21 protein-coding genes and 1 tRNA gene are annotated in these 25777 nt (G+C 66.3%); 10 read left to right on the forward strand and 12 right to left on the reverse strand.

Translation table 11 applies throughout. The features are described from left to right. Positions 1–167 precede the first annotated feature (167 nt). Entirely contained in the window at positions 168–2243 is a 2076-nt protein-coding gene (locus tag ASD87_RS10530) for an AsmA family protein (RefSeq protein WP_056320857.1), read from the forward strand. A 62-nt stretch (positions 2244–2305) separates the two neighbouring features. Here the strand turns inward: ASD87_RS10530 and ASD87_RS10535 are convergent, their stop codons facing one another. Further along, on the reverse strand, positions 2306–3892 hold the full coding sequence (locus ASD87_RS10535; RefSeq protein WP_056320860.1) for a sensor domain-containing diguanylate cyclase: 1587 nt from the start codon (positions 3890–3892) through the stop codon (positions 2306–2308). Between the two features lie 11 nt (positions 3893–3903). Beyond that, positions 3904–4551 (reverse strand): TetR/AcrR family transcriptional regulator, encoded by a 648-nt coding sequence (locus ASD87_RS10540; RefSeq protein ID WP_056320863.1) that lies wholly within the window; start codon positions 4549–4551, stop codon positions 3904–3906. Between the two features lie 116 nt (positions 4552–4667). Here ASD87_RS10540 and ASD87_RS10545 point away from each other — a divergent pair, with 116 nt between their 5' ends. Further along, on the forward strand, positions 4668–5414 hold the full coding sequence (locus tag ASD87_RS10545; RefSeq protein WP_056320866.1) for a 3-oxoacyl-ACP reductase family protein: 747 nt from the start codon (positions 4668–4670) through the stop codon (positions 5412–5414). Between the two features lie 138 nt (positions 5415–5552). Next, positions 5553–5628 (forward strand) — tRNA-Lys (locus tag ASD87_RS10550). A gap of 87 nt (positions 5629–5715) precedes the next feature. On the opposite strand, the gene ASD87_RS27550 is transcribed toward ASD87_RS10550, so the two are convergent. After that, positions 5716–7626, reverse strand: coding sequence for a bifunctional diguanylate cyclase/phosphodiesterase (locus tag ASD87_RS27550; RefSeq protein WP_056320868.1), 1911 nt, complete (start codon positions 7624–7626; stop codon positions 5716–5718). 437 nt (positions 7627–8063) lie between these two features. Here ASD87_RS27550 and ASD87_RS10560 point away from each other — a divergent pair, with 437 nt between their 5' ends. Continuing rightward, the gene (locus ASD87_RS10560; RefSeq protein WP_056320871.1) at positions 8064–9989 is read left to right on the forward strand and encodes a bifunctional UDP-sugar hydrolase/5'-nucleotidase; all 1926 of its coding nucleotides are present in this window, start codon (positions 8064–8066) and stop codon (positions 9987–9989) included. 56 nt (positions 9990–10045) lie between these two features. On the opposite strand, the gene ASD87_RS10565 is transcribed toward ASD87_RS10560, so the two are convergent. Next, positions 10046–10396 carry a hypothetical protein gene (locus tag ASD87_RS10565; protein WP_056320874.1) on the reverse strand — a complete coding sequence of 117 codons (351 nt, stop codon included), beginning with the start codon at positions 10394–10396 and terminating at the stop codon, positions 10046–10048. A gap of 145 nt (positions 10397–10541) precedes the next feature. Between ASD87_RS10565 and ASD87_RS10570 the strand changes: the two genes are divergently transcribed. Continuing rightward, entirely contained in the window at positions 10542–11186 is a 645-nt protein-coding gene (locus tag ASD87_RS10570) for an OmpA family protein (protein ID WP_056320876.1), read from the forward strand. Between the two features lie 70 nt (positions 11187–11256). Continuing rightward, positions 11257–11583: a 4a-hydroxytetrahydrobiopterin dehydratase gene (locus ASD87_RS10575; RefSeq protein WP_056320878.1), complete on the forward strand. Its 327-nt coding sequence runs from the start codon at positions 11257–11259 to the stop codon at positions 11581–11583. A 30-nt stretch (positions 11584–11613) separates the two neighbouring features. On the opposite strand, the gene ASD87_RS10580 is transcribed toward ASD87_RS10575, so the two are convergent. The 6 genes from ASD87_RS10580 to ASD87_RS10605 form a co-directional block, all read right to left on the reverse strand. Then, positions 11614–12069: a MarR family winged helix-turn-helix transcriptional regulator gene (locus tag ASD87_RS10580; protein WP_056320881.1), complete on the reverse strand. Its 456-nt coding sequence runs from the start codon at positions 12067–12069 to the stop codon at positions 11614–11616. Continuing rightward, the gene (locus ASD87_RS10585) at positions 12066–12308 is read right to left on the reverse strand and encodes a hypothetical protein (protein ID WP_056320882.1); all 243 of its coding nucleotides are present in this window, start codon (positions 12306–12308) and stop codon (positions 12066–12068) included. Before ASD87_RS10585 ends, ASD87_RS10580 begins: the two co-directional genes overlap by 4 nt. Beyond that, the gene (locus ASD87_RS10590) at positions 12305–13930 is read right to left on the reverse strand and encodes an FAD-dependent monooxygenase (RefSeq protein WP_056320884.1); all 1626 of its coding nucleotides are present in this window, start codon (positions 13928–13930) and stop codon (positions 12305–12307) included. Before ASD87_RS10590 ends, ASD87_RS10585 begins: the two co-directional genes overlap by 4 nt. Before the next feature lie 143 nt (positions 13931–14073). Further along, on the reverse strand, positions 14074–14772 hold the full coding sequence (locus tag ASD87_RS10595; protein WP_056320887.1) for a DUF6776 family protein: 699 nt from the start codon (positions 14770–14772) through the stop codon (positions 14074–14076). Between the two features lie 146 nt (positions 14773–14918). Continuing rightward, positions 14919–15605, reverse strand: a complete 687-nt coding sequence (gene murU, locus ASD87_RS10600) for an N-acetylmuramate alpha-1-phosphate uridylyltransferase MurU (protein WP_056320890.1) — start codon at positions 15603–15605, stop codon at positions 14919–14921. Beyond that, entirely contained in the window at positions 15605–16645 is a 1041-nt protein-coding gene (locus ASD87_RS10605) for an aminoglycoside phosphotransferase family protein (RefSeq protein WP_056320893.1), read from the reverse strand. Before ASD87_RS10605 ends, murU begins: the two co-directional genes overlap by 1 nt. A gap of 168 nt (positions 16646–16813) precedes the next feature. On the opposite strand from ASD87_RS10605, the gene ASD87_RS10610 reads away from it, so the two are divergent. The 3 genes from ASD87_RS10610 to rsmA are packed head-to-tail and all read left to right on the forward strand — an operon-like array spanning position 16814 to position 21594. Beyond that, complete coding sequence (locus ASD87_RS10610) at positions 16814–19195, forward strand: LPS-assembly protein LptD (RefSeq protein WP_056322662.1); 2382 nt, start codon at positions 16814–16816, stop codon at positions 19193–19195. Continuing rightward, positions 19192–20784, forward strand: a complete 1593-nt coding sequence (locus ASD87_RS10615; RefSeq protein WP_056320896.1) for a peptidylprolyl isomerase — start codon at positions 19192–19194, stop codon at positions 20782–20784. The genes ASD87_RS10610 and ASD87_RS10615 overlap by 4 nt, the downstream gene beginning before the upstream one ends. 18 nt (positions 20785–20802) lie before the next feature. Then, entirely contained in the window at positions 20803–21594 is a 792-nt protein-coding gene (gene rsmA / locus ASD87_RS10620) for a 16S rRNA (adenine(1518)-N(6)/adenine(1519)-N(6))-dimethyltransferase RsmA (RefSeq protein WP_056320897.1), read from the forward strand. A gap of 148 nt (positions 21595–21742) precedes the next feature. On the opposite strand, the gene ASD87_RS10625 is transcribed toward rsmA, so the two are convergent. Continuing rightward, positions 21743–22885 (reverse strand): glycerate kinase, encoded by a 1143-nt coding sequence (locus tag ASD87_RS10625; protein ID WP_056320900.1) that lies wholly within the window; start codon positions 22883–22885, stop codon positions 21743–21745. Between the two features lie 105 nt (positions 22886–22990). Here ASD87_RS10625 and pyk point away from each other — a divergent pair, with 105 nt between their 5' ends. Next, positions 22991–24433 carry a pyruvate kinase gene (gene pyk, locus ASD87_RS10630; RefSeq protein ID WP_056320902.1) on the forward strand — a complete coding sequence of 481 codons (1443 nt, stop codon included), beginning with the start codon at positions 22991–22993 and terminating at the stop codon, positions 24431–24433. A gap of 10 nt (positions 24434–24443) precedes the next feature. Here pyk and ASD87_RS10635 read toward each other — a convergent pair whose 3' ends face one another. Next, positions 24444–25673 (reverse strand): nucleoside recognition domain-containing protein, encoded by a 1230-nt coding sequence (locus ASD87_RS10635; protein ID WP_056322665.1) that lies wholly within the window; start codon positions 25671–25673, stop codon positions 24444–24446. Positions 25674–25777: the final 104 nt, after the last annotated feature.

A 25777-nucleotide genomic window follows, 5' to 3' on the forward strand; every position in this document is an offset into this window, starting at 1 on the left:
GGTGCGGACGTTCGCGCCGTTGGCATGCCTGCATGGCGAGTTCGCCCGGAAAAATCCGCACACATTATGGCGTCGTTCCGTCCGACCGTCGCTGCCGGCCGCGATACCCTGGGGTAGTGATCCGGCCAGCGCAGTTCGGCCGGGCAGCAAAGCCAAGGATAGTAACCATGACGCGAACAAGAAAAATAGCGATCGGGATTGTAGGGGGCATTGCCCTGCTGGTGGCGGTAATGGTGATCGTGATCGCCACGTTCGACTGGAACCGCGCCAAGCCCATGATCAACGAACGGGCCACGGCGGCCATGGGCCGCCCGTTTGCCATCAACGGCGACCTGAGCGTGCGATGGCAGCGCGAGGCGGGAGAGGGCGGCTGGCGCAGCTGGGTGCCGTGGCCGCGTGTGGTCGCCAACGACATCACCATCGCCAATACCGAATGGGGCAAGGCGCCGCACTTCGCCACCCTCAAGCGCGCGGAGTTCAGCCTGTCCCCCTTGCCGCTGCTGGCCCAGCACGTCGTCATCCGTCATATCCAGTTGACCGAGCCCGCGGCTGACCTGGAAAGGCTGGAAGACGGCCGCGCCAATTGGGTCTTCACGCTGCCAGAGTCCGGCGAGCCGTCCCCGTGGGTGCTGGACATCAATGAGATCGGCTTTGACAAGGGGCGCGTCGGCTATGCCGACGAAGTCATGAAGGCCGACCTGACCGTGCTGGTCGATCCGCTGGGCAAACCCGTGCCATTCGCGGACGTGGCCGGTAAATCCTTCGTGCCCGAGGACGGTTCGGCCGTCGCGCCGCGCGACTACGTGTTCGGATGGAAGGTCGACGGCAAATACAAGGGGCTGTCCACCAAGGGCGAGGGCAAGGTCGGCGGCATGCTGGCCCTGCAGGATCCCAAGCAGCCGTTTCCCTTGCAGGCCGACGTGGCCATCGGCGGCACGCGCGCCTCGGTCGCGGGCACGCTGACCGATCCCGTGCATCTGGGCGCGCTGGACCTGCACCTGAAACTGTCCGGCTCGTCCATGGCGCAGCTGTATCCGTTGACGGGTGTCACGCTGCCGGACACGCCGCCCTACAGCACCGACGGCCACTTGGTGGCCAAACTGCAGAACCCCGGCGGTGCGGTGTTCGACTACAAGAATTTCAACGGCAAGGTCGGCGACAGCGATCTGCATGGCGACATCAGGTTCGCGCTGGGCGCGCCCCGTCCCAAGCTGACGGGCAAGCTGTCGTCCAAGCTGCTGCAAATGGCCGACCTGGGCCCGCTGATCGGCGTGCCGTCCGGCGGCGGCCCGAAGGCCGACACGGACAAATCCAAGGACGCGCCAGCCAAGCCCAAGGGCGGCAAGGTTCTGCCTACGCAGGAGTTCCGCACCGACCGCTGGCGCGACATGGATGCGGATGTGTCGCTGGATGCGGCGCGCATCGTCCACGACAGCAAACTGCCGCTGTCCGATCTGTCGGTCCACGTCATCCTGCAGGACGGCAAGCTCACGCTTGATCCGCTGCGCTTCGGCATGGCCGGCGGCACGATGAACGCGACGGCGCGACTGGACGGCTCGAAAGCGCCGCTTACCGGCCGCATCGACATGCACGCGCGCCGGTTGCAGCTCAAGCAGCTGTTTCCGTCTGCCGAAGCCATGCAGAAAACACTGGGCGAGCTCAACGGCGACCTGGCGATCAGCGGCACTGGCAATTCCGTGGCGGCCCTGCTGGGCACGGCGACGGGCGACGTCAAGATGCTGGTCAACGACGGCGTCATCAGCCGCAGCCTGATGGAGCTGGCGGGACTGAACGTCGCCAACTATGTGGTCTCCAAGCTGTTCGGCGACGATGAAGTGAAGATCAACTGCGGCGCGGCCGACCTGGAGCTGAAACGGGGCGTGATGACGCCGCGCGTGTTTGTGTTCGATACCGACAACGCGTTGATCACCATCACCGGCTCGGCCAGCTTCAAGGACGAGACCCTGGATCTGGATATCGACCCGGACAGCAAGGGCTTTCGCATCTTCTCCTTGCGCTCGCCGTTGTACGTGCGCGGGACGTTCGGTTCGCCCGACGTGGGCGTGCACGTCGCGCCGCTGGCGGCGCGTGGCGCGGGCATGGTGGCGCTGGGCGTGCTGCTGACGCCGGCGGCCGGGCTGTTGGCGCTGATCGCGCCCAGCGCGAATGACGACAATGCTTGCGGTCCGTTGCTGGAGCAGATGCGCAAGCCGCCCAAGGCGCCTGCGCCGGCCAAGAAGTAAATAGGCAAGAAGGCCGGCACATTGCCGGCCTTCTCGCTGTCATCGGCGTGCGACGTTACCGCTCAGGGCATCGTCCGGAAGCCCTCCGGCGCGGTGTCGTCGGCCGCACAGACCCTGTCGCGGCCGTGATTCTTGGCGTAATAGAGCGCCTGGTCCGCGCGCTCGAACACGGCATCCAGTGTCGCGCCTTGATCCGGGTAATGCGCCACACCCACCGAGATCGTGATGGAAGTGGGCAGGGGCGAGCCTTCCGTGAAGGCCAGGCGCGCGCGCAGGCGCTTCGCGATCCCGATGGCCGCCGCCATGCTGGCGCCCGGCAGCAGCATGACGAATTCCTCGCCGCCCGGCCGCGTCAGCACGTCGCCGCTGCGTGAACCCTCGCGCATGACGCCGGCCAATGCCTGCAAGGCCTGGTCGCCCGCCGCGTGGCCGTAGCGATCGTTGATGCGCTTGAAGTGGTCGACGTCGATCGCCACGATGGCCACCGGCGTCCCCTCGGCGCCCAACAGCGCCAGCGCCTCGTCCATGCCGCGGCGGTTCAGAAGGCCCGTCAGCGTGTCGGTCGTGCTCTCTTGGCGCAGGTCGCTGAGCTTGTGATGCATCGACGCCAGACCCGTCAGCAGCGCCCGCCGCAACTGCGCGGCCTCGAAATACCATGAGCGCACGGCGCGGATCCGGTCCGCGGAATCCGGGTCCTGCATGCGCTTGGCAATACTTGCCATCTGCCCCAACGGGCGTGCGATCCAGCGCGACAACAGCCATATCAGAACGACCGATAGCATCAAGAGCGGCAGGGTGTTGCGGACCGTGGCCATCAGCAGGTCGGCCATCGGGCGCAACGTGCTGTCCACCGGGCGCTGCGCGATGATGCTCCAGCCGGTGCTGGGAACCGGCGCAAAACCGGCCAGCATGTCGCGGCCATCGCTGTCGATGAAGCGCTGTTCCCCCGTTTCGCCGCGCCGTGCCGCGGCAAAGGAGTCGTTGTCGGGGGCGGGCTTGCCCAGCCGCGCGCGGTCCGGGTGGTAGATCAGCGTGCCCTTGCGGTCGATGACGTAGAGAAACGAATCGTCGCGGTAGAAATGCTCGTCCAGCAAGCGGTCCAGCACGTTGTCTTCGTGCAGGTAGAGTGACCCCGCGATGAATCCGAGGTAGCGGTAGTCGCGCGAAAAAATCGGCTGGGTGTAGAGGATCTGCCAGCGGCCGTTGCTGGCCTGAAAGGGTTCGCTGATCGTGGGGTGGCGGGTGGCGAGCGCCTGCTTGACCGCATCGCTGACCAGTTGATGGCCCAGCAATTGCGGATACGACGGCGACACGGCCAGCACCTTGCCTTGCGGCGACGCCACGAAACTTGAGTTGAAGTGGCCCATCTGCTGTTCCAGCCGCCGCGTCTCCGCCGCCATGCGCTCTGGATGGCTTTCCATGTCGGCCAGTTCGTCGGCGCTGTAGGAAAGGTAGCGATGGATGTCGTTCAGCAGCGCATTGGTGGTCAGCGCCAGCTTGGACGCATAGATGCGATTCGTGTCCATCGCGTTGCGCAAGAGCAGGTCGCGCTGCACCAGATAGCTGGCATGCAGGCCGCCCGCAAGCACCACAAGGACCGACAGCAGGCTGATCCACAGGATGAGACGCCGCAGGTCGACACGAAACATGACGGCATCCGTCAGTTGCGGGCGCGGCCCGGGGGCTCGCCGGAAGGCGGCGAGGCGTCGCAGGCAAGTGCGTCCCAGGCGCGCATCGCTTGCCGGGCCACGGCCTGCAATGTCTTGCGGCTGGCGCCGTCGCGCGCCTGGATCGACATGCCATGCAGCACCGTCGTGTAGAACGCGGCCAATCCCTTCAAGTCAGTCCCGGCGGGCAATTCACCCTGCGCGGCGCCCGCGGTCAGGCGGGCAAGGATGCGGCTTTGCATCTCGCGCCGGTTGTCCCCAAGAAAATGCCCCACGCTGGCCTGGTTGTCGCAACCGGCCGGTGCGCCCAGCACGATCATGCAGCCGGGGGGCAAGCCCGGCGCAGTGAAGCGCTCGGCCGAGGCCAGCAGCATTGCCTCGATGGCATCACGCGCGGTCGGCGCCGCAAGCAGCGCGCGCCGCGCCGAGCCGCCTTCAGTGTCGCGGTACAGCTGGACGGCTTCCCGAAAAAGGCCTTCCTTGGAACCGAATGCGCCATAGAGACTGGGCGAGTTGATGCCCATCGCTTCCGTCAGATCGGACAGCGATGCCCCTTCATATCCCTTCGACCAGAAGACTTCCATGGCCTTTTGCAAGGCTTGGTCCCGGTCGAAGTTGCGCGGGCGCCCTCGTTCAGCCATGCCGGGGATTTTACCCGTGCCGACTATTTTGTGTTGATCGATAAAAAATTCATTGACCAGTCACAACGCGCCCGGCGATGATATTTGTACCGATCACTACAAAACGAGGTTTGGCCATGCAGAACTTGAACGGCAAAGTGGCGTTCGTCACCGGCGGCAGCCGCGGCATCGGCGCCGCCATCGTGCGCCGGCTTGCGGCCGACGGCGCGGATGTGGCCTTCACGTACGTCAGCGCGTCGTCGGCCGCGCCCGCAGAGGCGCTGGTGCACGAACTGAAGGCGCAGGGCCGCCGTGCCGCAGCGATCCAGGCCGATTCCGCGGACGCCGCCGCCGTCAGGCGCGCCGTGGAAACCGCCATCCGCGAACTCGGGCCGGTGGATGTGCTGGTCAACAACGCCGGCATCTTCCTGTCCGGGCACATCGCGGACAACACGTTGGACGACTACGAGCGGACGATGGACGTCAACGTGCGCGCGCCTTTCGTCGCCATCCAGGCGGTTCAGGCCGCCATGCCCGATGGCGGACGCATCATCAACATCGGCAGTTGCCTGGCAGCCCGCACCGGCCGGGCAGGCGTCGCGTTGTACGCGGCCAGCAAATCCGCGCTGGTCGGCCTGACGCAAGGCCTGGCCCGCGACCTGGGTCCGCGCGGCATCACCGTAAACGTCGTGCACCCCGGTCCCATCGACACCGACATGAACCCGGCCGACGGCGACCGCGCCGCCGACATGGTGGCGGTGCTGTCCTTGCCCCACTACGGCCACGCGCGCGATATCGCCGGGATGGTCGCATTCTTGGCAGGACCCGAAGGCCGCTACGTCACGGGCGCGAGCCTCGCGGTGGACGGCGGCTACGCGGCTTGATGCGGTTCGTCGAAATTTTTTCGCCCCTCGACTTGCACAAATAAAAAAAGCCCCATATAATCTTTCTTCTTCGCAGCACACACATAACGAAACGCTACGGCGCACAGCGCGGCAGCAGATCAAAGTGAGTGACGCGCAGGGCTGTTAGCTCAGTTGGTAGAGCAGCGGACTCTTAATCCGTAGGTCGAGTGTTCGAGCCACTCACAGCCCACCAGAATTCTTGGCAGTACATCAAAAAGCCCACCGGTTTCGGTGGGCTTTTTGCATTGCTTCGCAATTATTGGCTTGGCGCGCGCAACCCTTACGCCAATATCCGCAGCGCCGTCTCGATCCCAAACGCCTGCGCAAACTGCTGCGCCGGCAGGGGTCTGCCGAACAGATACCCTTGTCCCTCTTCGCAATGCTCGGCCAGCAGCCGTTCGCGTTGCGCATCCGTTTCGATGCCTTCGGCGATGGTGTTCAGGTCAAAACTGCGTGCGACGTCCACGATGGCGCGGATCACGGTGGCGTCGCGGTTCGAGTCCAGCATGCCGCTGACAAACGAGCGGTCGATCTTGATGCGCGTGATGGGATGGGTCTTCAACAGGCTCAGCGACGCATACCCTGTGCCGAAGTCATCGAACGAGATGCCCACGCCTTGCGCGCGCAGGCGCTGCAGCATTTCCAGCACCGCGGCGTCGTGGTTCAGCACGATGTTCTCAGTGATCTCCAGTTCCAGCGCCTCGGGCGGCAGGCCGTGCCGGGCGAGGGTCTGCGCAACCTCGGCCGCCAGGTCTCCTTCGCGGAACTGCGCGCCGAAAAGGTTTACGGCGATGCGAAAGTCGTGCAAGCCGCTGCGCCGCCAGAACGCGGCTTGGCTGCATGCTTCGTTCAACACCCATGAGCCGACGGTGGCCGCCAGCGGTCCGCTCTCCAAGGAGGGAAGAAATACCGCCGGCGCCAGCAGGCCCAGTTGAGGATGACGCCATCGCAACAGCGCTTCGGCACCGGTCAGCGCACCGGTGGCCAGGTTGATCTGCGGTTGATAGAAGAGCAGGAACTCGCCTTTGGCGACCGCGCGGTGCAGCTCCATGCCATACAGGCGGCGTGCGACGGCTTCCAGGCGCAGGTTGGGGGCGAAGACGGAGACGCGGCCGCGGCCCACCGCCTTGGCCTTGACCAAGGCGAGATCGGCATTGCCGACGAGCTCGAGCGCTTCGTGGGCGTGCAGCGGCGCAAGGGCCACGCCGCAGCTTGCGGTAAGCCGAAGCTCCTGCCCGCCGATGTGGAAAGGTTCGGCAATCCGCGCGAGGGCCAGTTGCGCCAATTCCGTCGCCTGCGTCAGGTCGCCGGCGTCTTGTTGCAGGATGGCGAATTCGTCGCTGCCCAGGCGGGCGACGGTGTCGCAGGGATCCGCCGTGCGCTCCAGGCGCGCCGCAAGTTCGCGCAGGATCGCGTCGCCGATCGCGTGGCCCAGGGTGTCGTTGATGTCCTTGAAGCCGTCCAGATCCAGCATCAGGATGGCGGCGGGAGACGGGCGCGCCAGGACTTCTTCCACGCGCCGATAGAAGACGCCGCGGTTGGCCAGGCCGGTCAGCGGATCGAAGCCGGTGAATTTGCGTGCGTCCTCGTCATGCCGCATGGGCGCGGGGTCCGCACCGGCACGCGGCGCGGCCAGATGCGTCTGCCGCTCGACCGAGGCCAGATCGCTTATTTTTCGGGCGCGTTCGGCGTTGACCTCGACACGCCGAAGCTCCAGGCGGTCGGAGGCCATTCGGGCCAGTTCGCGCAGCCGGTCCTTGTCTTCCTCGCTGAAGTCGGTGTGCGGTTCCGTGTCGATGACGCACAGCGCGCCCAGCGGATGGCCTTCGGGGGAATTCAGTGGCACGCCGGCATAGAACCGGATGCTCGCCGCCCCGCAGACGAGGGGGTTGTCGTAAAAGCGATCGTCCAGCCGGGCATCCGGCACGACCATGACGTCGTCCTGCAAGACTGCGTGGGCACAAAAGGAGACGTCGCGGCGCATGTCCGTCTCTTCGAAGCCCGTGCTGGCCGCAAAGAAGACGTGATCGCTGCCGATCATGTTGATGGCCGACACCGGCATGTTGAACATGCGCGACGCAATGCGAACCACCGGATCAAGACTGGGAAGCGCGCGCCGCGCATCCAGCCCATATTCCGACAGGGCGCGCAGTCTTTCGGTCTCGCTTGGCAAAGGTGGGGGGCATTTCATCTACAGCCTCCTTTTTATTTCTCCTTGTCCTGCGACGTTCTGGATTTCCCGGCGTTGCTTGGCCGAGCCGCGCAACGTATCACCGTCCTGGCCGGTGGCCTGTTTTGGCGCGCGGGAGGCGCCGAAGAACCAGTATCGAAGTGTGACGCGATCATGAAAGATTCCCCGACACACCTGTAACTGAATATTCCGTTTTCGAATTTAGCGCAGCTTTCTTCCGTTTGCCAGCGCGCGGCGGGACGCGATTGCGCGATCACTCGGGGCGCCAAGGTCGCGCGCGCGAGCCCGCGCGGTACGCAAAAAACGAGTCAAAACCATTACCCGCCGGCCGAAAACAATCATTTTTTTGCGTGGAAGGTTTTCAGCTTGCATTCATCGTTGCGTCATGCGCGGCACACAGAATGCGGGCCTCGAATTGCTTCCACGGGAAAAAGGAAATGAAGTTCTGGAATCGGAATGTGCTCGCCTGCGCCGTCATGAGTGCGATGACGCTGATCGCGGGCTGCGGTGGCGACAATGGCAGCGATGACGAAACGCCGCCGGTCATCGAGGAGCCGCCCGCGCAGGCCCGGCCGCTGGAACTGACGATCCTTCATATCAACGACCACCATTCCACGCTGGACGGCAAGGACAAGACGCTGACCTTGAAGAATGCGGCCGGGGTCGATACCGACGTGACCGTGTCGGCCGCGGGCATGCCGCGCGTGAAAGCCGCCATCGACCAGCTGGCCGCGAATTTGCCGAACGTGCTGAAGCTGCATGCGGGCGATGCGCAGACCGGGACGCTGTATTTCAACCGCGCCGGCGCGCCGGGCGAGGCCGATGCCGCGCTGATGAACACGGTCTGCTTCGATGCCATGGCGGTGGGCAACCATGAATTCGACAAGGGCGACGACGGGCTGAAGCGCTTTGTGGACTTCCTGCATGCCGGCGCGTGCCAGACGCCCGTCCTGAGTGCGAACGTCGCGTTTGGCGCCAGTTCGCCGCTGCAGGGCACCGATCTGATCAAGCCTGCCATTGTCGTCGAGCGCGACGCCCAGAAGATCGGCATCGTCGGCCTGACCATCGCCAGCAAGACCAAAGAATCGTCGAGCCCCAATGCGGACACGACGTTCACCGACGAAGCCGTGGCCGCGCAGGGGCAGATCGACGCGCTGCGCGCCGATGGCGTCAACAAGATCATCCTGCTCAGCCACATCGGCTACGGCTATGACAAGGAAGTGATTGCCAAGCTGAGCGGTGTGGACGTGGTGGTGGGCGGCGATTCGCACACGCTGCTGGGTCCCGACTCGATGAAGACGATGGCCGTGGGCACGCCGGGCGGCGCCTATCCGACCCGTCTGGCCGACAAGGACGGCAAACCCGTCTGCCTGGTGCAGGCATGGGAATACTCGCAAGTCGTGGGCGAACTGAAGGTCAGCTTCGATGCCAACGGCGATGTGACGAACTGCGCCGGCACGCCCCACGTGCTGATCGACACCGACTACCGCGTCAAGTCGGGCAGCGCCCTGGTTGCGGCCTCCGACGCCGACCGCGCCGCCTTCAAGGCCGAGGTTGCGGCCAGCGGCTTCCTGCGTGAGCAGACGCCGGACGCTGCGGCGTTGTCGGTGCTGCAACCCTTCAAGGACAAGATCGACGTCTTCAGCAAGACCAACGTTGCGCAGGTGCCGCTGGAGCTGTGCTTTCGCCGCATTCCGGGCCCCACGCCCGCCAGCAATGCAGCCAGTCCGGCTTGCGAAAGCGAAGGCAACGTCGCCCTGCGCGGCGGCGACATCCAGCAACTGGTGGCGCAAGCGTATCTTGATGTGGCCAATGCCGAATACGGCGGCGCCGACATGACCCTGCAAAGCGGCGGCGGTGTGCGGCGCGCCCTGAATGGCACCGTGACGGCGGCCGACGTGATCGCCGTCGTGCCGTTTGGCAACATGCTGTGGCGCCTGGACCTGACCGCCAATGAGGTCCGGTCCATGGTCGAGGACGGTCTGGACGCGACGTACAAGCCGGGCGGCAAGGACGGTCCTTATCCCTACGCGGCAGGCCTGCGCTGGGACGTGACGGCCTCCAACGCGAAGGGCAGCCGCGCCAGCAACTTTCAGTACCTGGATCAGGCAACCCGCACGTGGCTGCCGCTGGACAATGCGCGCACCTATCGCCTCTTCGTGCTGAGCTTCAATGCGACGGGCGGCGATGGTTACGCCACGCTGGCCAACGTGCCGTCCGAGCGCCGTTCCGACATCGGTGTGCTGGACGCCGACGTGTTCCAGGCCTACATCGACATGCAGACCAAGGACGCGGGCGCCGGACTGCCGATCCTGAACCGCATCGATAACGACCGCTACAGCACGCATAACTGGCAGCCGTGATCATGGGCCGCGCGCCAGGGGGGCGGCCCGGCGCGCGGCCGTCTAGAAAACATCGATCATTTGGCAGCGTTGGCGAACACCACACTCAGCGAATGCGCCGACGTTACCCGTAGCTGCACGTCGCTGGCCGGACGCGTCGCCCATCCTGCGGCGCGGACCAGTCCGGACAGCAGGCCGAAGGCCGGCGCGGCCACGTTCAGCAGGTCGTCCACGCCTGGCGGCGGATTGAGCGGCGCCTGAATGACCTCGCTGCTCAGGCCGCTTTCGCTCAACAAGGCCTGAAGGCGCGCAAGCGTCGGATTCAGGGCCTCGACGTTTTCCAGATGGAAGTCCTGCCGGTTGCTGCATAGTCCGGCAAGCTGTTCGGCGCTGGTTCTATCTGGAAAGTAAGTGCGTGCCACGGTCATGGGAGCCTCCGCTGATAGCGGCATCATATCGCTCGGCGCGACGGGAATCGGGGGCGTACAAAATGTTGCCCGACGCCCCGCAGCCCCTTGCTAGCATGATCCTCGCCGGAATGAACCGGTATCTGGATGGACAGTGGAGGTTGCCATGAACTCAAGAACAATCAACCGGATCGCCGTGCTTGCGACCGCGGGCGTGCTGCTGGCCGGTTGCGCGACGCAACAGCAAACGAATACCGCTGTCGGAACGGGCGCGGGCGCGGCGTTGGGCGCTGGCATTGGCGCGCTGATCGGGCACGGCAAGGGCGCGGCGATCGGCGCGGGCATCGGTGCGGTGGCGGGCGGCCTGGTGGGCTACAACTGGAAGGTGGTCAAGGAGGACGTGCAAAGTTCCGGCGCCTCGTCGCTGGGCATCGACGTCGTGGAAATGCCCGACGGCAGCCTGAAGGTCAATATTCCCAGCGGCGTGTCGTTCGATACGGACAAGACGCAGCTCAAGCCGGCGTTGCTGCCGGTGCTCGATAGCGTGGCGCGTTCGCTGAACCAGCATCCCGAGCTGCGGGCCAAGGTGGTCGGCCATACCGACAGCACGGGTTCGCTTGCGCACAACCAGACGCTGTCGGTGAACCGTGCCAAGAGCGTGACCGATTACCTGGCGAAGCAGGGTGTGGCGGGCACGCGTCTGTCCGTGGAAGGCCGCGGTCCGAACGATCCGATCGGCGACAATGCGACGGCCGAAGGGCGCGCGCTGAACCGGCGCGTGGAGATCTACCTGTACGCGGTCCGGCAGTAAGCACGGGCGCGTTCCTTGCTGTCAGGCGGCTGGCGCGATGCGCGGCCGCCTTTTCTTTCCGGAGTCTGTCATGAGCGATTTTCCTCCCGCCTGCATCGGTACCGATACCGCGGTTGCCGCGCTCACCGGCTGGCAGGCCGTGGCCATGCGCGATGCCATCGAAAAGCGCTATCGCTTTCCCAACTTCAACGCCGCGTTCGGCTTCATGGCGCGGGTGGCGATGTTCGCGGAAAAGCTGAACCATCATCCCGAGTGGACCAACGTCTACAACCGCGTGGACGTGACGCTGACCACGCATGACGCGGGCGGTGTGACCGAGCTGGATGTGCGGATGGCGCAGTTCATGGATGAGGCGGCCGAACACGCGGGCGCGACAGCGCCCAAAGCGCGGCCCTGATTTGAGTTGCCCGGCTGCGCGGCCCGTGACTTAGTCCGCGGTGTCGCCGGCTTCGGCTTGCAGGTGGCCGATCAGGCGGTCGAGCATGTCGCCGAATTGCTGCTGTTCATCGGCGGTCAGGCAGCCGAAGATTTCGTCGTTGCGGCGCGCAATGAGGTCGACGATGCGGCGGTACTGCGTCAGGCCGTCGGCGGTCGGCGCCAGCACCACGCCGCGTCCGTCGGACGCGGAGACCGTCTTTTCGACAAGCCCGCGATCCACCAGCGCCTGCGCCGAGCGGCTGGCCTGGCCCTTGTTCAGGTTGGCGGCGCGTGCCAGGTCGTTGACGGACAGCGGCGCAAACCGGCCAATGGCGGCGAGGCACCGCGCCTCGCCCAGCGGAATGTCGCAGTCCTTGAGATAGGCACGAGTCGTGTCGCGGTCCGTGATCTTGTTGAGCACGTGAAGGCGATAGGTGAGGAATCGTTCCAGGGCGGGCGTTTTCACGTCGGACGGGCGGGATCGGCGCCCGCGCAGGATGAGGCCGGATAGTTTGCCACAGCGCCGTCATCCAGGCTGGCGGCTTCGGCCTGCGCCAGCAGCGACAGGGCTTCTTCGGCCGACGGCAGGCGGCTGAGCAGCGACAAGCCGAGTATCGACAGAAAAAGCGGCGCGCGCGATTCGCCGACGCGCGTGAGCGTCTGCGCCATGCTGGTGTAGACCTGGTCCAGGGCTTCGGGATTCATGCGTGGCCTTTCGAGGTGGCGGTGGAAGTAAGCGAGGGGTAGTAGGGCGCCAACGCGGCGCGCAGGTCGGCGGCGGCAGGCGCAACCCAGCGTCCCAGCACATAGCCGTCGGGGCGCAGCAGGTAGACGGCGCCGGCCTGATTGCCGTAACGCAAGGCGAGCTGGCCGTGCGGGTCGGCCAGTCCGCCCGGGCCGGCGCGCAACACCTGCAGCGGACTCGGGGCGTCCTGCGTGGCCGCGGCCAGCGCATCCAGCGCGGCCGACACGGCCGGGTCGGGCGAAATGGCCAGCGCCACGAAGCCCGCGCCAAAATGGGCGGTCAGGTATTGCGGCACGTCGCCATCCTGCAGCAGCACGTCGGGCGCGGGTTGGCCCGGCGCGGCGGCCGGGCCGGCCTCGGGGGCGCGGTCCTCGCGGTTCAAGGGCGAGGTGTCGTACGAGATGGGCGCGGACTGGCGCGGATTGATGAGCGAGCGCACGCCGTCGTCCACCAGCGCGAGGCGCAGCGCGGCCTCGCGCATGAGCCGGAAGCCGAAGTCCGGCGGCGCCATGAATTCCGTGCTCTTGGCGCCGTAGGCCAGGTTCTGGCGCGTGGCATGGACGCGCTCGATGCTGTAGCTGTCCAGCAGGGCGTCGGGCGACTGGCCCTTCAGCACCCAGGCAAGTTTCCAGGCCAGGTTGCCGGCGTCGTCCAGCCCGGAATTCAGCCCGCGCACGCCGAAGATCGGCACGAGGTGGCCCGCGTCGCCCGCGAACAGCACGCGGCCGTGGCGGTAGCGATCCAGCGTCAGGCACTTGGCGTTGTAGATCGAGATCCAGAGCGGCTTCCAGGGCGCGGTCTCGCCGATCATGTCCAGATGGCTCTGCACGCGCGGCAGCACGTTTTCCGGCTTGACGGCTTCGTCGGGGTCTTCGTCGTCACGGATCTGGTAGTCGACGCGCCACACGTTGCCGGGCTGGCGATGCATCAGCAGCGTGGATCCGGGATTGGAGGGCGGATCGAACCATGCAAGGCGCTCGACGGGCCGTTGCGATTCCTGTTCGATGTCGACGATGACGTAGCGCCCCTCGTACTGCATGCCTTCCAGCTTCAAGCCCATCGCGTCGCGCACGGTGCTGCGGCCGCCGTCGCAGGCGACGAGCCAATCGGCGCGCACCGTCTGGCGGGCGCCGTCCGCCTCCACCTCGACCGATACGCCGTCCGGGCCGGGCTGCACGGCCGTGACGCGTGCCGACCAGGCAAGCGTGGCGAAGCCGGGATGGCGCCGCATGGCCTGGTGCGCGAATTCCTCCACGTAGTACTGCTGGATGTTCACCATCGGGGCATACCGCTGCAGGGGATCGTGCGGCATCTGGAAGTGCAGGACTTCGCGGTCGCGGTAGTAGCTTCGCCCGCCCGTCCAGGCCAGACCCGTGTCGATCAGCGGCCGGTCGGCGCCGATCCAGCCCAGGATCTCCTGCGACCGGCGCGACATGCAGATGGCGCGGCTGCCGCTGCAATAGCCTTCATCGGCCTCGACGGTGAGGGAGGCGATGCCGTACTCGGCGAGCAGGGCGGCCAGGGTCAGCCCGACCGGACCGCCGCCGGCGATCAGGACGGGAACGTGCGAGGGGAGCGTCATGCTGTCTCCAGAATTTGGTTGTTTGCGCAACTATATGCCCGGTATGTTGCGCGCGCAACCAATTTTTGAAGGCGATAAAAAACCCGCCGAGGGGCGGGTTTGGGGGCCGGTTCAGGCCGGTTGGCGGCCATCAGTGGCGCGTGTCAGTTGCGTACGTTGTAGATCCGCATCGCCTGCTGCTTCTGATTGGCGTCCAGCACGCGCAGCACCACGACCTTGGCGGTGAAACCGTCGGGCAGCTTGAGCTGGCCCAGCGCGTAGTCGTAGCGGTCGACCGTCAGCGCGGGGCCTTCCGGCGTCACGGTGGCGGAGCGGCCGTTGGGGTAGGAGCCTTCGATGGCGAAGGTCAGCGTGCCCTTGAAGGGCGCGCCCGTGCGTTCTTCGCGCATCACCAGCACCTGGTAGTCGAGCAGGCCGGGGGCGCGCTTGAAGGTGGCCGAACGGATGCCGAGGTTGCCGCCGCGGGGGTCGGGCGGCATGGCGTCCTGGAACAGCACCAGTTCCTTGTTCAGGGTTTCGATCTTGGCGCGGCTTTCCGCCAGGTCGGTGGTCAGCTTTTCGTGACCGGCCTTGTTGGCGTCGCGCTGCTGGGTGGCTTCTTCAAGCTGGGTTTGCAGGCGCTGGCGCTCCATGTTGGAGGCGCTGAGCTCGCTGTGCAGCTGTTCGGATTGTTCGACGGTCAGGCGTTGCGGACCGTAGTTGGTTTGCAGGAAGAGCACGCCGCCCGCGCCAAGCGCAATGCCAACCAGCAGCAGAACGAGCCAGCGCGGCATGCGGCGCGTGCGTTGTCCCGGTTGGTATACGGAGGGCTTGAACGTGGCCCGTTGCGATCTTCCAAACATCCCCATTCCTAGAAAACTTCCTGTGTATGTGCTCGTGGGCAGGCGCGCGCGCATGCCAAAGCGTCAGAGAATACCCCGTTAGCCGGGGGCGTTGCGTGCGCGGACAAGCCTCGTTGCGCACCTTGATATTGTGAAATATGTGAGCGTCACGCGGCCGTGCTGGCCAGTTCCGCGTCCAGGTCGGCGAGCCGTTGCGGGGTGCCGACGTCGGTCCAGCGGCCGGCATGCCGCGCGCCGCGCACCTGATCCTGGCCCATCGCCTGCCGCAGCAGCGGCGCCAGCGGCGCGGCCTGGCCGCGCGGGACGTCCGCGAACAACGAAGGATGGTAGACGCCGACGCCTGCAAAGGTCAAACGGGGCTCGCCCTGCGCCAGCACGCGCCCCTCGGCCGTCAGGACGAAGTCGCCGGCAGGATGGTGCGCGGGATTGTCCACCAGAAGCAGCCATGCGCCGCCCTGCGTCACGAGGCCGGCGGCGTCGTGCGCGTCGGCCGGGTTCCAGTCGCACCAGATGTCGCCGTTGACGACAAGGAACGGTTCGTCGCCCAGAAGGGGGAGCGCCTGGGCGATGCCGCCCGCGGTCTCCAGCGCGGTGGCTTCGGCCGAATAGCTGATGCGCACGCCGTGCGCGGCGCCGTCGCCCAACGCGCGTTCGATTTCGTGGCCGAGCCAGGCGTGATTGATGACGACGTCGCGGATGCCGGCCGCGGCCAGGCGCGCCAGATGCCAGACGATCAGCGGCTTGCCGCCGACCGGCAGCATGGGCTTGGGCAGGCGGTCGGTCAGCGGGCGCATGCGTTCGCCGCGGCCCGCGGCAAGGATCATGGCGCGCATCAGAACGTGTACCCGACGCTGACCTGGCGGTCGTCCAGGCGGTCCAGCAGGCGCAGCAGCGGCGTGAAAACGCCATAGCGCTGCGCCACCTGGCGGACATAGCCGTTCACGCGGGGAATGTGCGCCAGGTAGTGGGCCTTGCCATCGCGATGGTTCAGGCGGGCAAAGACGCCCAGGATCCGCAGGTTGCGCTGCAGGCCCATCCATTCATAGGCGCGGTGGAATTCGGCGAAATCGGCGTCGACCGGCAGGCCGGCCGCACGCGCCATTTCCCAGTAGCGGATCGCCCAGTCGAGCTGTTGCGGTTCTTCCCAGGTGGTGCGGGCGTCCGTCACCAGCGACGCCAGGTCGTAGGTGATGGGACCGGCCAGCGCATCCTGGAAGTCGATGATGCCCGGGTTGGGGCCGTATTGCGGCTGGTCGCAGACCATGAGGTTGGGCGAATGGAAATCGCGGTGCACCAGCACCTGCGGCTGCCCGGCGTTGCTGGCCGACAGCAGGGCGAAGATCTTTTCCATCGCATTGGCCGTCTTGTCGTCCAGCGTCACGCCGTGGTGCTTTTGCACGTACCACTCGGGGAACAGCTTGAGCTCGTCGGCCAGCCGCGTGCCGTCGTAGACGCCCAGCCCGGCGGTCGAGGCCTGTTGCAGCTTGACCAGGGCGGCCAGCGCCTCGCGGTACAGCGTCTGCAACTGGGCGTCGTCCAGGCCGTCCTGGATGCGCTGGTAATAGGTTTGTTCGCCCAGATCGGACAGCAGCAGCAGGCCCTGGTCCAGGTCCTGCGCCAGCACGGCCGGCACGTTCAGCCCGGCGTCCGCCAGCAGCTTGTCCACATGCAGGAACGGGCGGCAGTCCTCGTGTTGGGGCGGGGCGTCCATGACAATCAGGGTCCGCGATCCCGCGTCCAGCCGGAAGTACCGGCGAAAGCTTGCGTCAGCCGACGCGGGGCGCAGCGTCTCCACGGCCAGGTTCAGGGCAGGGGGCAGGCCTTGCAGCCAGTTGCGCACCTGCGCCAAGCGGGGGTCGTGATCGTTTTTCAAGGAAGATCCGTGTCAGAAGGGCAAAATTGGGGAATTTTCGATTTGGCGAACATAAGGCTGGGCGTTGTTCGCGGCTTCTCTATAATACCGGCTCGTTTCCGTCAGCATTGGCGCCGCGTGGGCGTCTTTGTGCGGCTCTCCCATGGTCATAAAGGGCTGTTTTCATTCGTGCGCAAGGTTCCGTGGTTGATCCTCTCCGTAGTCAGCGTCGCCGCCGGAGCCGCCCAGGCTCAAAGTAGCCCGGGCGCCGCTGCTTCCGCGCCGTCGGTCACGTCAACCCCGCAATTGCGCACCTCGCCCGGCCTGCGCATGCACCGGTTGCCCGACGAGAGCATTCCCGCTTTCATGGAAGCGGACACGATTTCGGGCGATCCCGACTACGAGCTCAACCTGACCGGCAACGCGCAGGTGCGCCGCATCGACGGCGTGATCAAGGGCGACGCGATCAATTACCGCAAGGACACCGGCAAGGTCGACGTCCGCGGCAATGCCCGCATGATGCGCGATGGCACCCTGGTCACGGGCCCGTCCGCCACGTTCAACGTGGACCGGTATTCCGGCGAGGTCGAAAAGCCCAACTTCTGGCTGGGCGCCACCGGCGGCTTTGCCGTCGCCGACCACGCGGACATTTTCAGCAAGTCGCAGATGCGGCTGCACACGGTGACCTACAGCGGCTGCCCGTGCGAAAACCCGTCCTGGTACATCAAGGCCAATTCGGTCGATATCGATTTCGACGAAAACGAAGGCGTCGCCCGCGGCGGCGTCCTGTACTTCAAGGATGTGCCGATCCTGGCGTCGCCCTACATGACCTTCCCGGTCAAGCGCGAACGCAAGTCCGGCTTCCTGATCCCGACTTACGGCACGACCAGCCAGGGCGGTTTCGACATCTCGATTCCGTACTACTTCAACCTGGCGCCCAATTACGACCTGACGGTGCAGCCGCGCTACTTCTCCAAGCGCGGCACCCAGCTGGGCGGCGAGTTCCGCTATCTGGGTTACGGGTACAGCGGCATTATGGACGGCACCTACCTGCCCAATGACGACGTGACGGGCAACGACCGCTGGATGTACTGGTGGCGCCATCAGCAGCAGTTCTCGCACGGTTTCTACGCCGACTGGGATATCGCCAAGGTCTCGGACGACAATTACTTCCGCGACATTTCGCAGCTGGGCCTGAACCAGGCCTCCACGACGTACCTGCCGCAACGCGGCCGCGTGGGCTGGGTCTCCAACTACTGGAGCGCCTACGCGCAGGTCTACAAGTTCCAGACGCTGCAGGATCCCGATGCGCCGCTGGTTCCGCCGTACAACAAGGAACCCGAGATCTACCTGCGCGGTTCGCGGTACGACGTCGGCGGCTTCGACCTGGACTGGACCTCGACCGCGGTGCGCTTCAGCATGCCGGAGTATGGCGCGGCGTTGCGAGCCCCCGATGGCGACCGCTTCCAGACCTACCCGACGATCTCGTATCCGATCGTCCGCCCCGGCTGGTTCATCACCCCGAAGGCGGGCGTGAACTACACGTCGTATCAGACCAAATGGTATGGAGTGGATGCGCAGGGGCTCAATGGCGGCACGGCCAATGGCCTGCCGCGCTCGCAGTCCCGCACGGTGCCCATCCTGTCGCTGGACTCGGGCCTGATCTTCGAGCGCGACACCACGCTGTTCGGCAAATCGTCCACGCAGACGCTCGAACCGCGGCTGTATTACCTGTACGTGCCGTACCGCGACCAGTCCAAGATTCCTGTCTTCGACACGTCGCTGGCCGATTTCAGCTTCACCCAGGCGTTTGAGGAAAACATCTACTCGGGCGGCTGGGACCGTATCGCCAACGCCAACCAGCTGACCGCGGCCCTGACGACGCGCTGGCTCGATGCCGACAGCGGATTCGAGCGCCTGTCGGTGGGCGTGGCGCAGCGTCTGTACTTCGAAGACCAGAAAGTCACGCTGCCGCTGGAAACCCCGCGCACGGACGTGCGTTCCGACTTCCTGGTGGGCGTCAGCGCCGCGTTGACCGATACGCTCAACACGGACCTCGCCGCGCAGTACAACCCCTACGACAACAATTGGTCGCGCGGGCTCATCAGCGCGCGCTGGTCGCCCCAGCGCCTGACCACGGTGGCGGTGGCCTACCGCTACCAGCGCGATCCGCAGCCGGGCGTGTTCTATCAGCCGCAGGGTCAGAACCAGGTCAGCCTGGCCGTTCAATGGCCATTCAGCAAGCGCTGGTACGGTGTGGGCCGGGTCGACTATTCTTTGCGTTCCGGACCGTCCAGTACGATTGCCAATACGACGGAATCCCCGCGCGTGACGCAGGCCATCGCCGGCCTGGAGTACAAGGGCGACTGCTGCTGGGTGGGCCGCATGGTCTACCAGCGCTACGCCGTATCGGCGGCGGACACCAATTCCGCGCTGTTCTTCCAGCTTGAGCTCACGGGCCTGGGTTCCCTCGGAACCGACCCCATGAGCCTGCTGAACAGAAGTATCCCCGGTTACACGCGCGTCACGCCGCCCGCGCAGGCCGGGACCACATTTGAAAGGTATGAATGATGCGTAGGTTGCACTCTTTGCGCCGCCTCTCCGGCAACGCGCTGCTGCTGGCCCTGTGCGCCGGCTTGCCCGCCGCCCATGCGGCCGAGCAGACCAGCCGCGGCGCCAACAGCGCCAAGGCCGCTCCCGCCGCGCAGAAACAGGACGCGCCGGCGCCCAAGGGCGAGCAGTTCGTGGACGGCATCGCCGCGATCGTCGACAAGGACGTGATCACGCTGCGCGAACTGCGCGACGCTTCCCAGCGCATTGCCGGCGAACTGAAGTCGCGCGGCATCCAGGTGCCCGATGACCAGACGCTGCAGCACCAGGTGCTCCAGCGTCTCATCATGGAACGCGTGCAGCGCCATGAAGCCGACCGCCTTGGCATCCGGGTTGACGACAAACAGATCGACACCGCCATCCAGGCGATCGCCTCGCGCAACAAGATCACGGTGCAGCAACTGCGCCAGGAACTGGAAAAGTCCGGCACGACCTGGGAAAACTACCGCAAATCGCTGCGCGACGAGATCCGTTCGGATCGCCTGCGCCAGCGCGCGGTCGACTCGACCATCGTCATTTCCGACGCGGAAGTCGACGCCTTCCTGAAAGACCAGCGCCGCAACCCGGCTTTTGGCGCGGCGCCTGCGCAGGCGGCGCAAGCGCAGCCCCAGGTGCAGCCGCAGCCCGCGCCCGAGCAGGCCGCTGCGCCTGCCGGCCCCATGCTTTACGCGCTGGCGCAGATTCTGGTGCGCGTGCCGGAAGGATCGTCGCCCGACCAACTGGCGCTGCTGCGCAAGAAGGCCGAAGGCCTGCTGGCGCGAGCCAAGCGCGGCGACGATTTCGCCAGCCTGGCCGCGGCATCGTCCGACGGCCCCGAGGCGCTGCAGGGCGGCGTCATGGGCGTGCGCCCGCTGGACGGCTGGCCTGACCTTTTCGTCAAGGCCATCAGCAATCTGCAAAAGGGCCAGGTCAGCCAGCTGATCCAAAGCGGCAATGGCTTTCACATCATCAAGGTGATGGACCGCGGCACCGCCCAGCCCGCGCCCGGCCGCACGGCCCGCGCCCCGGCACCGCAAGCCGCGCCGCAACCGGCGCCTCAGCCGGCCGCACGCGAGCAGGCGCCCCAGGGCCCGACGCAGGTCGTGCAGACGCGCGCCCGCCACATCCTCATCAAGACGTCGACCGTCATGAGCGATGATCTGGCCCGCCAGCGCCTGGAGCAGGTTCGCCAGCGCCTGGTCAATGGCGCCGCCACGTTCGAGGAAATGGCGCGCCAGTATTCGCAGGACGCCAGCGCGCCGCAAGGCGGCGAGCTGGGATGGCTGAACCCGGGTGAAACCGTGCCGCCGTTCGAGGCCGCGATGAACGCGCTGCAACCTGGCGAAATCAGCCAGCCCGTGCAGTCGCCGTTCGGCTGGCACCTGATCCAGGTGGAAGAGCGCCGCGAGCACGACGCGACCGACGACCTGGCGCGCATGCGCGCCCGCCAGACGCTGTTCGAGCGCCGCGCCCAGCCGGCCTTCGAAGACTGGCTCGAGCAACTGCGCGCACAGGCGTACGTCGACAACCGCTTCGAAAAGCAGCAGAAAATCCAGCAGAACAACCGCTAAACGCATTACGGGCTTTTCATGTCTCAACACCAGGCGCGCAAGCGCTTTGGCCAGAACTTCCTGACCGACGACAGCGTCGTCGAGTCCATCGTCCGGGCGGTTGCGCCCGCCCGCGACGATGCCGTGGTCGAGATCGGCCCTGGCTTGTCCGCGCTGACGCGGCCGCTGCTCGAACGGCTGGACCATCTCACTGCGGTCGAAATCGATCGCGACCTGGCCGCCCGCCTGCGCAAGCAGTTCGACGCATCACGCTTGACGGTGGTCGAGGCCGACGCGCTGACGGTGGATTTCTCGCAGTTCGGCGGCGCGCTGCGCGTCGTGGGCAATCTGCCCTACAACATTTCCAGCCCGTTGCTGTTCCACCTGATGACGTGGGCCGACCACATCCGCGATCAGCATTTCATGCTGCAGCGCGAAGTGATCGACCGCATGGTGGCCAAGCCCGGCTCGGGCGACTTCAGCCGCCTGTCCGTGATGCTGCAATCGCGCTACCGCATGCACAAGCTGTTCGACGTGCCGCCCGAGGCCTTCGATCCGCCTCCTAAGGTCGTGTCGGCGATCGTGCGCATGGTGCCGTTGCCGGCGGACCGCCAGCGGCCCATCAGCGAGCGCGCTTTCGAAACCGTGGTGGCCCGCGCCTTCTCGCAGCGCCGCAAGATGCTGCGGCGGGTGCTGGCTGACTGGGCCGCGCAAGTGCCTTGGGAAGCGCTGGACATCGCGCCCACCGCGCGCGCCGAGGACATTTCGGTGGACCGCTACATGCGCCTGTCGGATGCGCTGGTCGAAGCCGGGGTGCTGGCGCGGGACTGACGTCTTTTCGGTATGGCATGGCAATGCAAAAAGGCCCCGCGGGGCCTTTTTGCATTTGGGTGCTGGGAGCGTGAGACGGTGTCAGACACCCAGGGGACATGGGCGTCAGCCTGTGACGGCGGTTCAGCGGGTTGCCCCTGGCGCCCGATCACAGCATGCGTTTCTGCGCCGCCATCCACAACTGCATCACATCGCGTGCCCGGTCGGCAAGCAGGCGCTCGGCGTCGGCCAAGGCCTGCTGCAACGTGATGGGACCGGGGGCCAGGCTGAATGCGGCGCTGATGCCGCAGGTGTGCAGGGCCTCGTAGCCTTCGCCCAGCGAACCGGCCAGCGCCACGACGGGAACGCCCGCGCGCTGGGCAATCCGGGCCACGCCCGCGGGCGTCTTGCCGCGCAGCGTCTGTGCGTCCATCCGGCCTTCGCCGGTGAACACCAGCGTTGCGCCTTCCACGGCGTCGGCCAGACCGCCCAGCTCTGCGACGATCTCCACGCCCGGCCGGAAATGCGCGTTCAGGAACGCCTTGGCGGCAAAACCCAGGCCACCGGCCGCACCCGCGCCGGGCGCGTCGCGGTGGTCGGCGCCGAGGTGCTTTGCGCACACGTCGGCGAAGTGACTCAGCAGGGTGTCCAGGGTCTGCACCTGTTCCGGCGTCGCGCCCTTTTGCGGCCCGAACACGTGCGACGCGCCATGCGGGCCGCACAAGGGATTGTCGACGTCGGAGGCGATGTCGACGCGCACCTGGGCGAGCCGCGGGTCCAGGCCATGCGTGTCGATGGAGGCAAGTTGGCCCAGCGCCCCGCCGCCCGGCGGCAGGCTGTTGCCGCCGGCGTCCAGCAGTCGCACGCCCAGCGCCGTCAGCATGCCGGCGCCGGCGTCGTTGGTGGCCGAGCCGCCCAAACCCAGGATGATGCGCTTGGCGCCCGCGTCCAGCGCCGCGCGCATCAGCTCGCCCACGCCGTGGCTGCTGGCGCGCATCGGGTCGCGCTTGGAAGGAGAGATCAATTCAAGGCCCGCCGCGGCGGCCATCTCGATGACGGCGGTGCCGTCGTCCAGCAAACCCCACACGGCGTCGACCTTGTGGCCGAGCGCGTCGTTCACGGTGATCTGATGTTCCTTGCCGCCGGTGGCCGCCAGCACGGCTTCGACGGTGCCTTCGCCGCCGTCGGCCATCGGGATGCACACGGTGTGCGCGCCGGGAAAGGCGGCCTTGACGCCGCGCGCAATGGCCGCCGCCGCATCGGGCGCGGAAACGCTTTCTTTGAACGAGTCGGGAGCGATGACGATTTTCACGGTCGGAAGGGGGCGCGTTAGTGATCGATGTGTCACCCATGATACCCGTGACAACGCGGCCGGCGTACCATAGCGCTTTCGTTGCTTTTGCGAGAGTGGACCGCCATGCCTGTATTGCGCCGCACAAAAATTGTCGCCACCCTGGGACCCTCGACCTCGTCGCCCGAACGCATCGACGCGCTCATCCGCGCGGGGCTGGACGTCGCACGGCTGAACTTCTCGCATGGCAGCGCGGACGACCACCGCGAGCGCGCGCGGCTGGTGCGCGAGATCGCGGCCAAGCAGGGCCGCTTCGTCGCGATCATGGGAGACCTGCAAGGTCCCAAGATCCGCATCGCCCGCTTTGTCGACAAGCTGGTGCAGTTGCACGTGGGCCAGCCGTTCACGCTGTCGCGCGTGCATCCCAAGGATGCGGGCACGTCCAGCATCGTGGGCATCGACTATCCGGAACTCGTGACCGATTGCCGCGTGGGCGACGAGCTGCTGCTCGATGACGGCCGCGTCGTGCTGGTCGTGGATCGCGTGGAAGGCGACGAAGTCCACACCACCGTCACGGTGGGCGGTCCGCTGTCCAACAACAAGGGCATCAACCGCCGCGGCGGCGGCCTGTCCGCGCCCAGCCTGACCGACAAGGATCGCGTCGACATCAAGCTGGCCGCCGAAATGGAGCTGGACTACGTGGCGGTGTCGTTCCCGCGCTATGGCAGCGACATCGACGAGGCCCGCACCTTGCTTGCCGAGGCCGGCAGCCAGGCATGGATCATCGCAAAGATCGAACGCGCCGAGGCAGTAGCCGACGACGAGGCCCTGGATGCGCTGATCCGCGCAAGCGACGGCGTGATGGTGGCGCGTGGCGACCTGGGCGTGGAAGTGGGCGACGCCGAGCTGGTGGGCATCCAGAAGCGCATCATCCAGCACGCGCGCACGCTGAACAAGGTGGTCATCACCGCCACGCAGATGATGGAATCGATGATCTCCAGCCCGATGCCCACCCGCGCCGAAGTCTCCGACGTGGCGAACGCCGTGCTGGACTACACCGACGCCGTCATGCTGTCGGCTGAAAGCGCCTCGGGCCAGTACCCGGTCGAAACCGTGCAAGCGATGGCTCGCGTGTGCCTGGGCGCGGAAAAGCATCCCACGTCCACGAAGTCGCATCACCGCATGGGCGAGACCTTCACGCGCTGCGACGAAACCATCGCGCTGGCGGCCATGTATGCCGCCAACCATTTTCCCGGCGTCAAGGCCATCATCGCGCTGACCGAAAGCGGCCACACGCCGCTCATCATGTCGCGCATCCGCTCGGGCGTGCCCATCTACTGCTACAGCCCGCACAGCGTGACGCAAAACCGCGTGACGATGTTCCGTGGCGTGTACACGATTCCGTTCGCGCCGTCGGACTACGATCCGGCCGATCTTTCCAACGCCGCCATCGACGAGCTGCGCAAGCGCCATCTGGTGCAGACCGGCGATTGGGTGATCCTGACCAAGGGCGATTTCTATCGCGACAGCGGCGGCACCAACGGGATGAAGATCCTGCTGGTGGACTGAAGCAGGGCGCCTAGCCGAAGAACCAGTAGCAGACGCCGATCGCGGCCAGCACCCCGGCCAGGTCGGCGATCAGCGCGCAGCCGACTGCATGCCGGGCGCGCAGAATCCCCACCGACCCGAAATACACCGCCAGCACATAGAAGGTGGTCTCGGTGCTGCCTTGCACCACCGCGGACAGCAGCGCCGGGAAGCTGTCCACGCCGAAGTGCGTCATGGTCTCCAGCATCATCGCGCGCGCTGCGCTGCCCGAGAACGGCTTGACCAGCGCCGTGGGCAGCGCGTCCACGAAGCGCGTGTCCCAATTTGCCTGCTGCGCCAGCCAGCGGATGCCATCCAACAGGAAGTCCAGCGCGCCGGACGCGCGCAGCACGCCCACGGCGCACAGCATCGCCACCAGATACGGCAGCAGGCTCTTGGCGATATCGAACCCTTCCTTGGCGCCTTCGATGAAGGCCTCGTACACAGGCACTTTTTTCCACGCGCCGACGACCAGAAACGCCAGCAGGATGCCAAACAGCGTCAGGTTGCCCAGCAGCGAAGACAGCGACGCGATGGCGGCTGCCGACATGCTGGCCAGAAGCGCCATGAATCCGCCCAGCACCAGCGCCGCGCCGCCCAGCCACAGCAGGATGACCGGATCGGCCAAGCGCAGCCGCTGGCACAGCGCGACCGCCAGAAAGCCGGCCAGCGTGGACGCGCTGGTGGCCAGCAGAATGGGCAAAAAGACTAGCGTGGGATCGGGCGCGCCCTGCTGCGCGCGGAACATGAACAGCGTGACGGGCAGCAGCGTCAGCGACGATGCATTGAGCACCAGGAACAGGATCTGCGCGTTGGTGGCGGTGTCCGGCTTGGGGTTGAGCGCTTGCAGCTCGCGCATGGCGCGCAGGCCGATGGGGGTGGCGGCGTTGTCCAGCCCCAGGCCATTGGCCGCGAAGTTCAGCGTGATCAGGCCGATGGCTGGGTGATTACGCGGCACCTCGGGCATCAGGCGCGCGAACAGGGGGCCCAGGACGCGCGCAAGCTTTTCGACCAGGCCCGCGCCCTCGGCGATGCGCAGGAAACCCAGCCACAGCGTCAGCGTGCCAAACAGCAGCACCATCACTTCCACGGACACGCGCGCCATGTCGAACAGGCTGGCGACCATCTGGCGAAAGACTTCCGGGTCCCCGATGACGAGCCAGCGGTACAGCGCGGCCGCGGCAGCGGTAAGGAAGAAGCCAAGCCAGAGTTTGTTCAGCATGCGGACGTGCCCGGACAGCGGTTGATTGCGCATCTGCGCGGCGACGCCCATTGTCGCAGAGTCGGTAAGCCGCAGCTTGGCCGGGCCGCGCCAATTCTGGTACT

Origin of the sequence: Achromobacter sp. Root170, from assembly GCF_001428165.1 — a bacterium.
GTDB classification, from domain to species: domain Bacteria; phylum Pseudomonadota; class Gammaproteobacteria; order Burkholderiales; family Burkholderiaceae_B; genus Achromobacter; species Achromobacter mucicolens.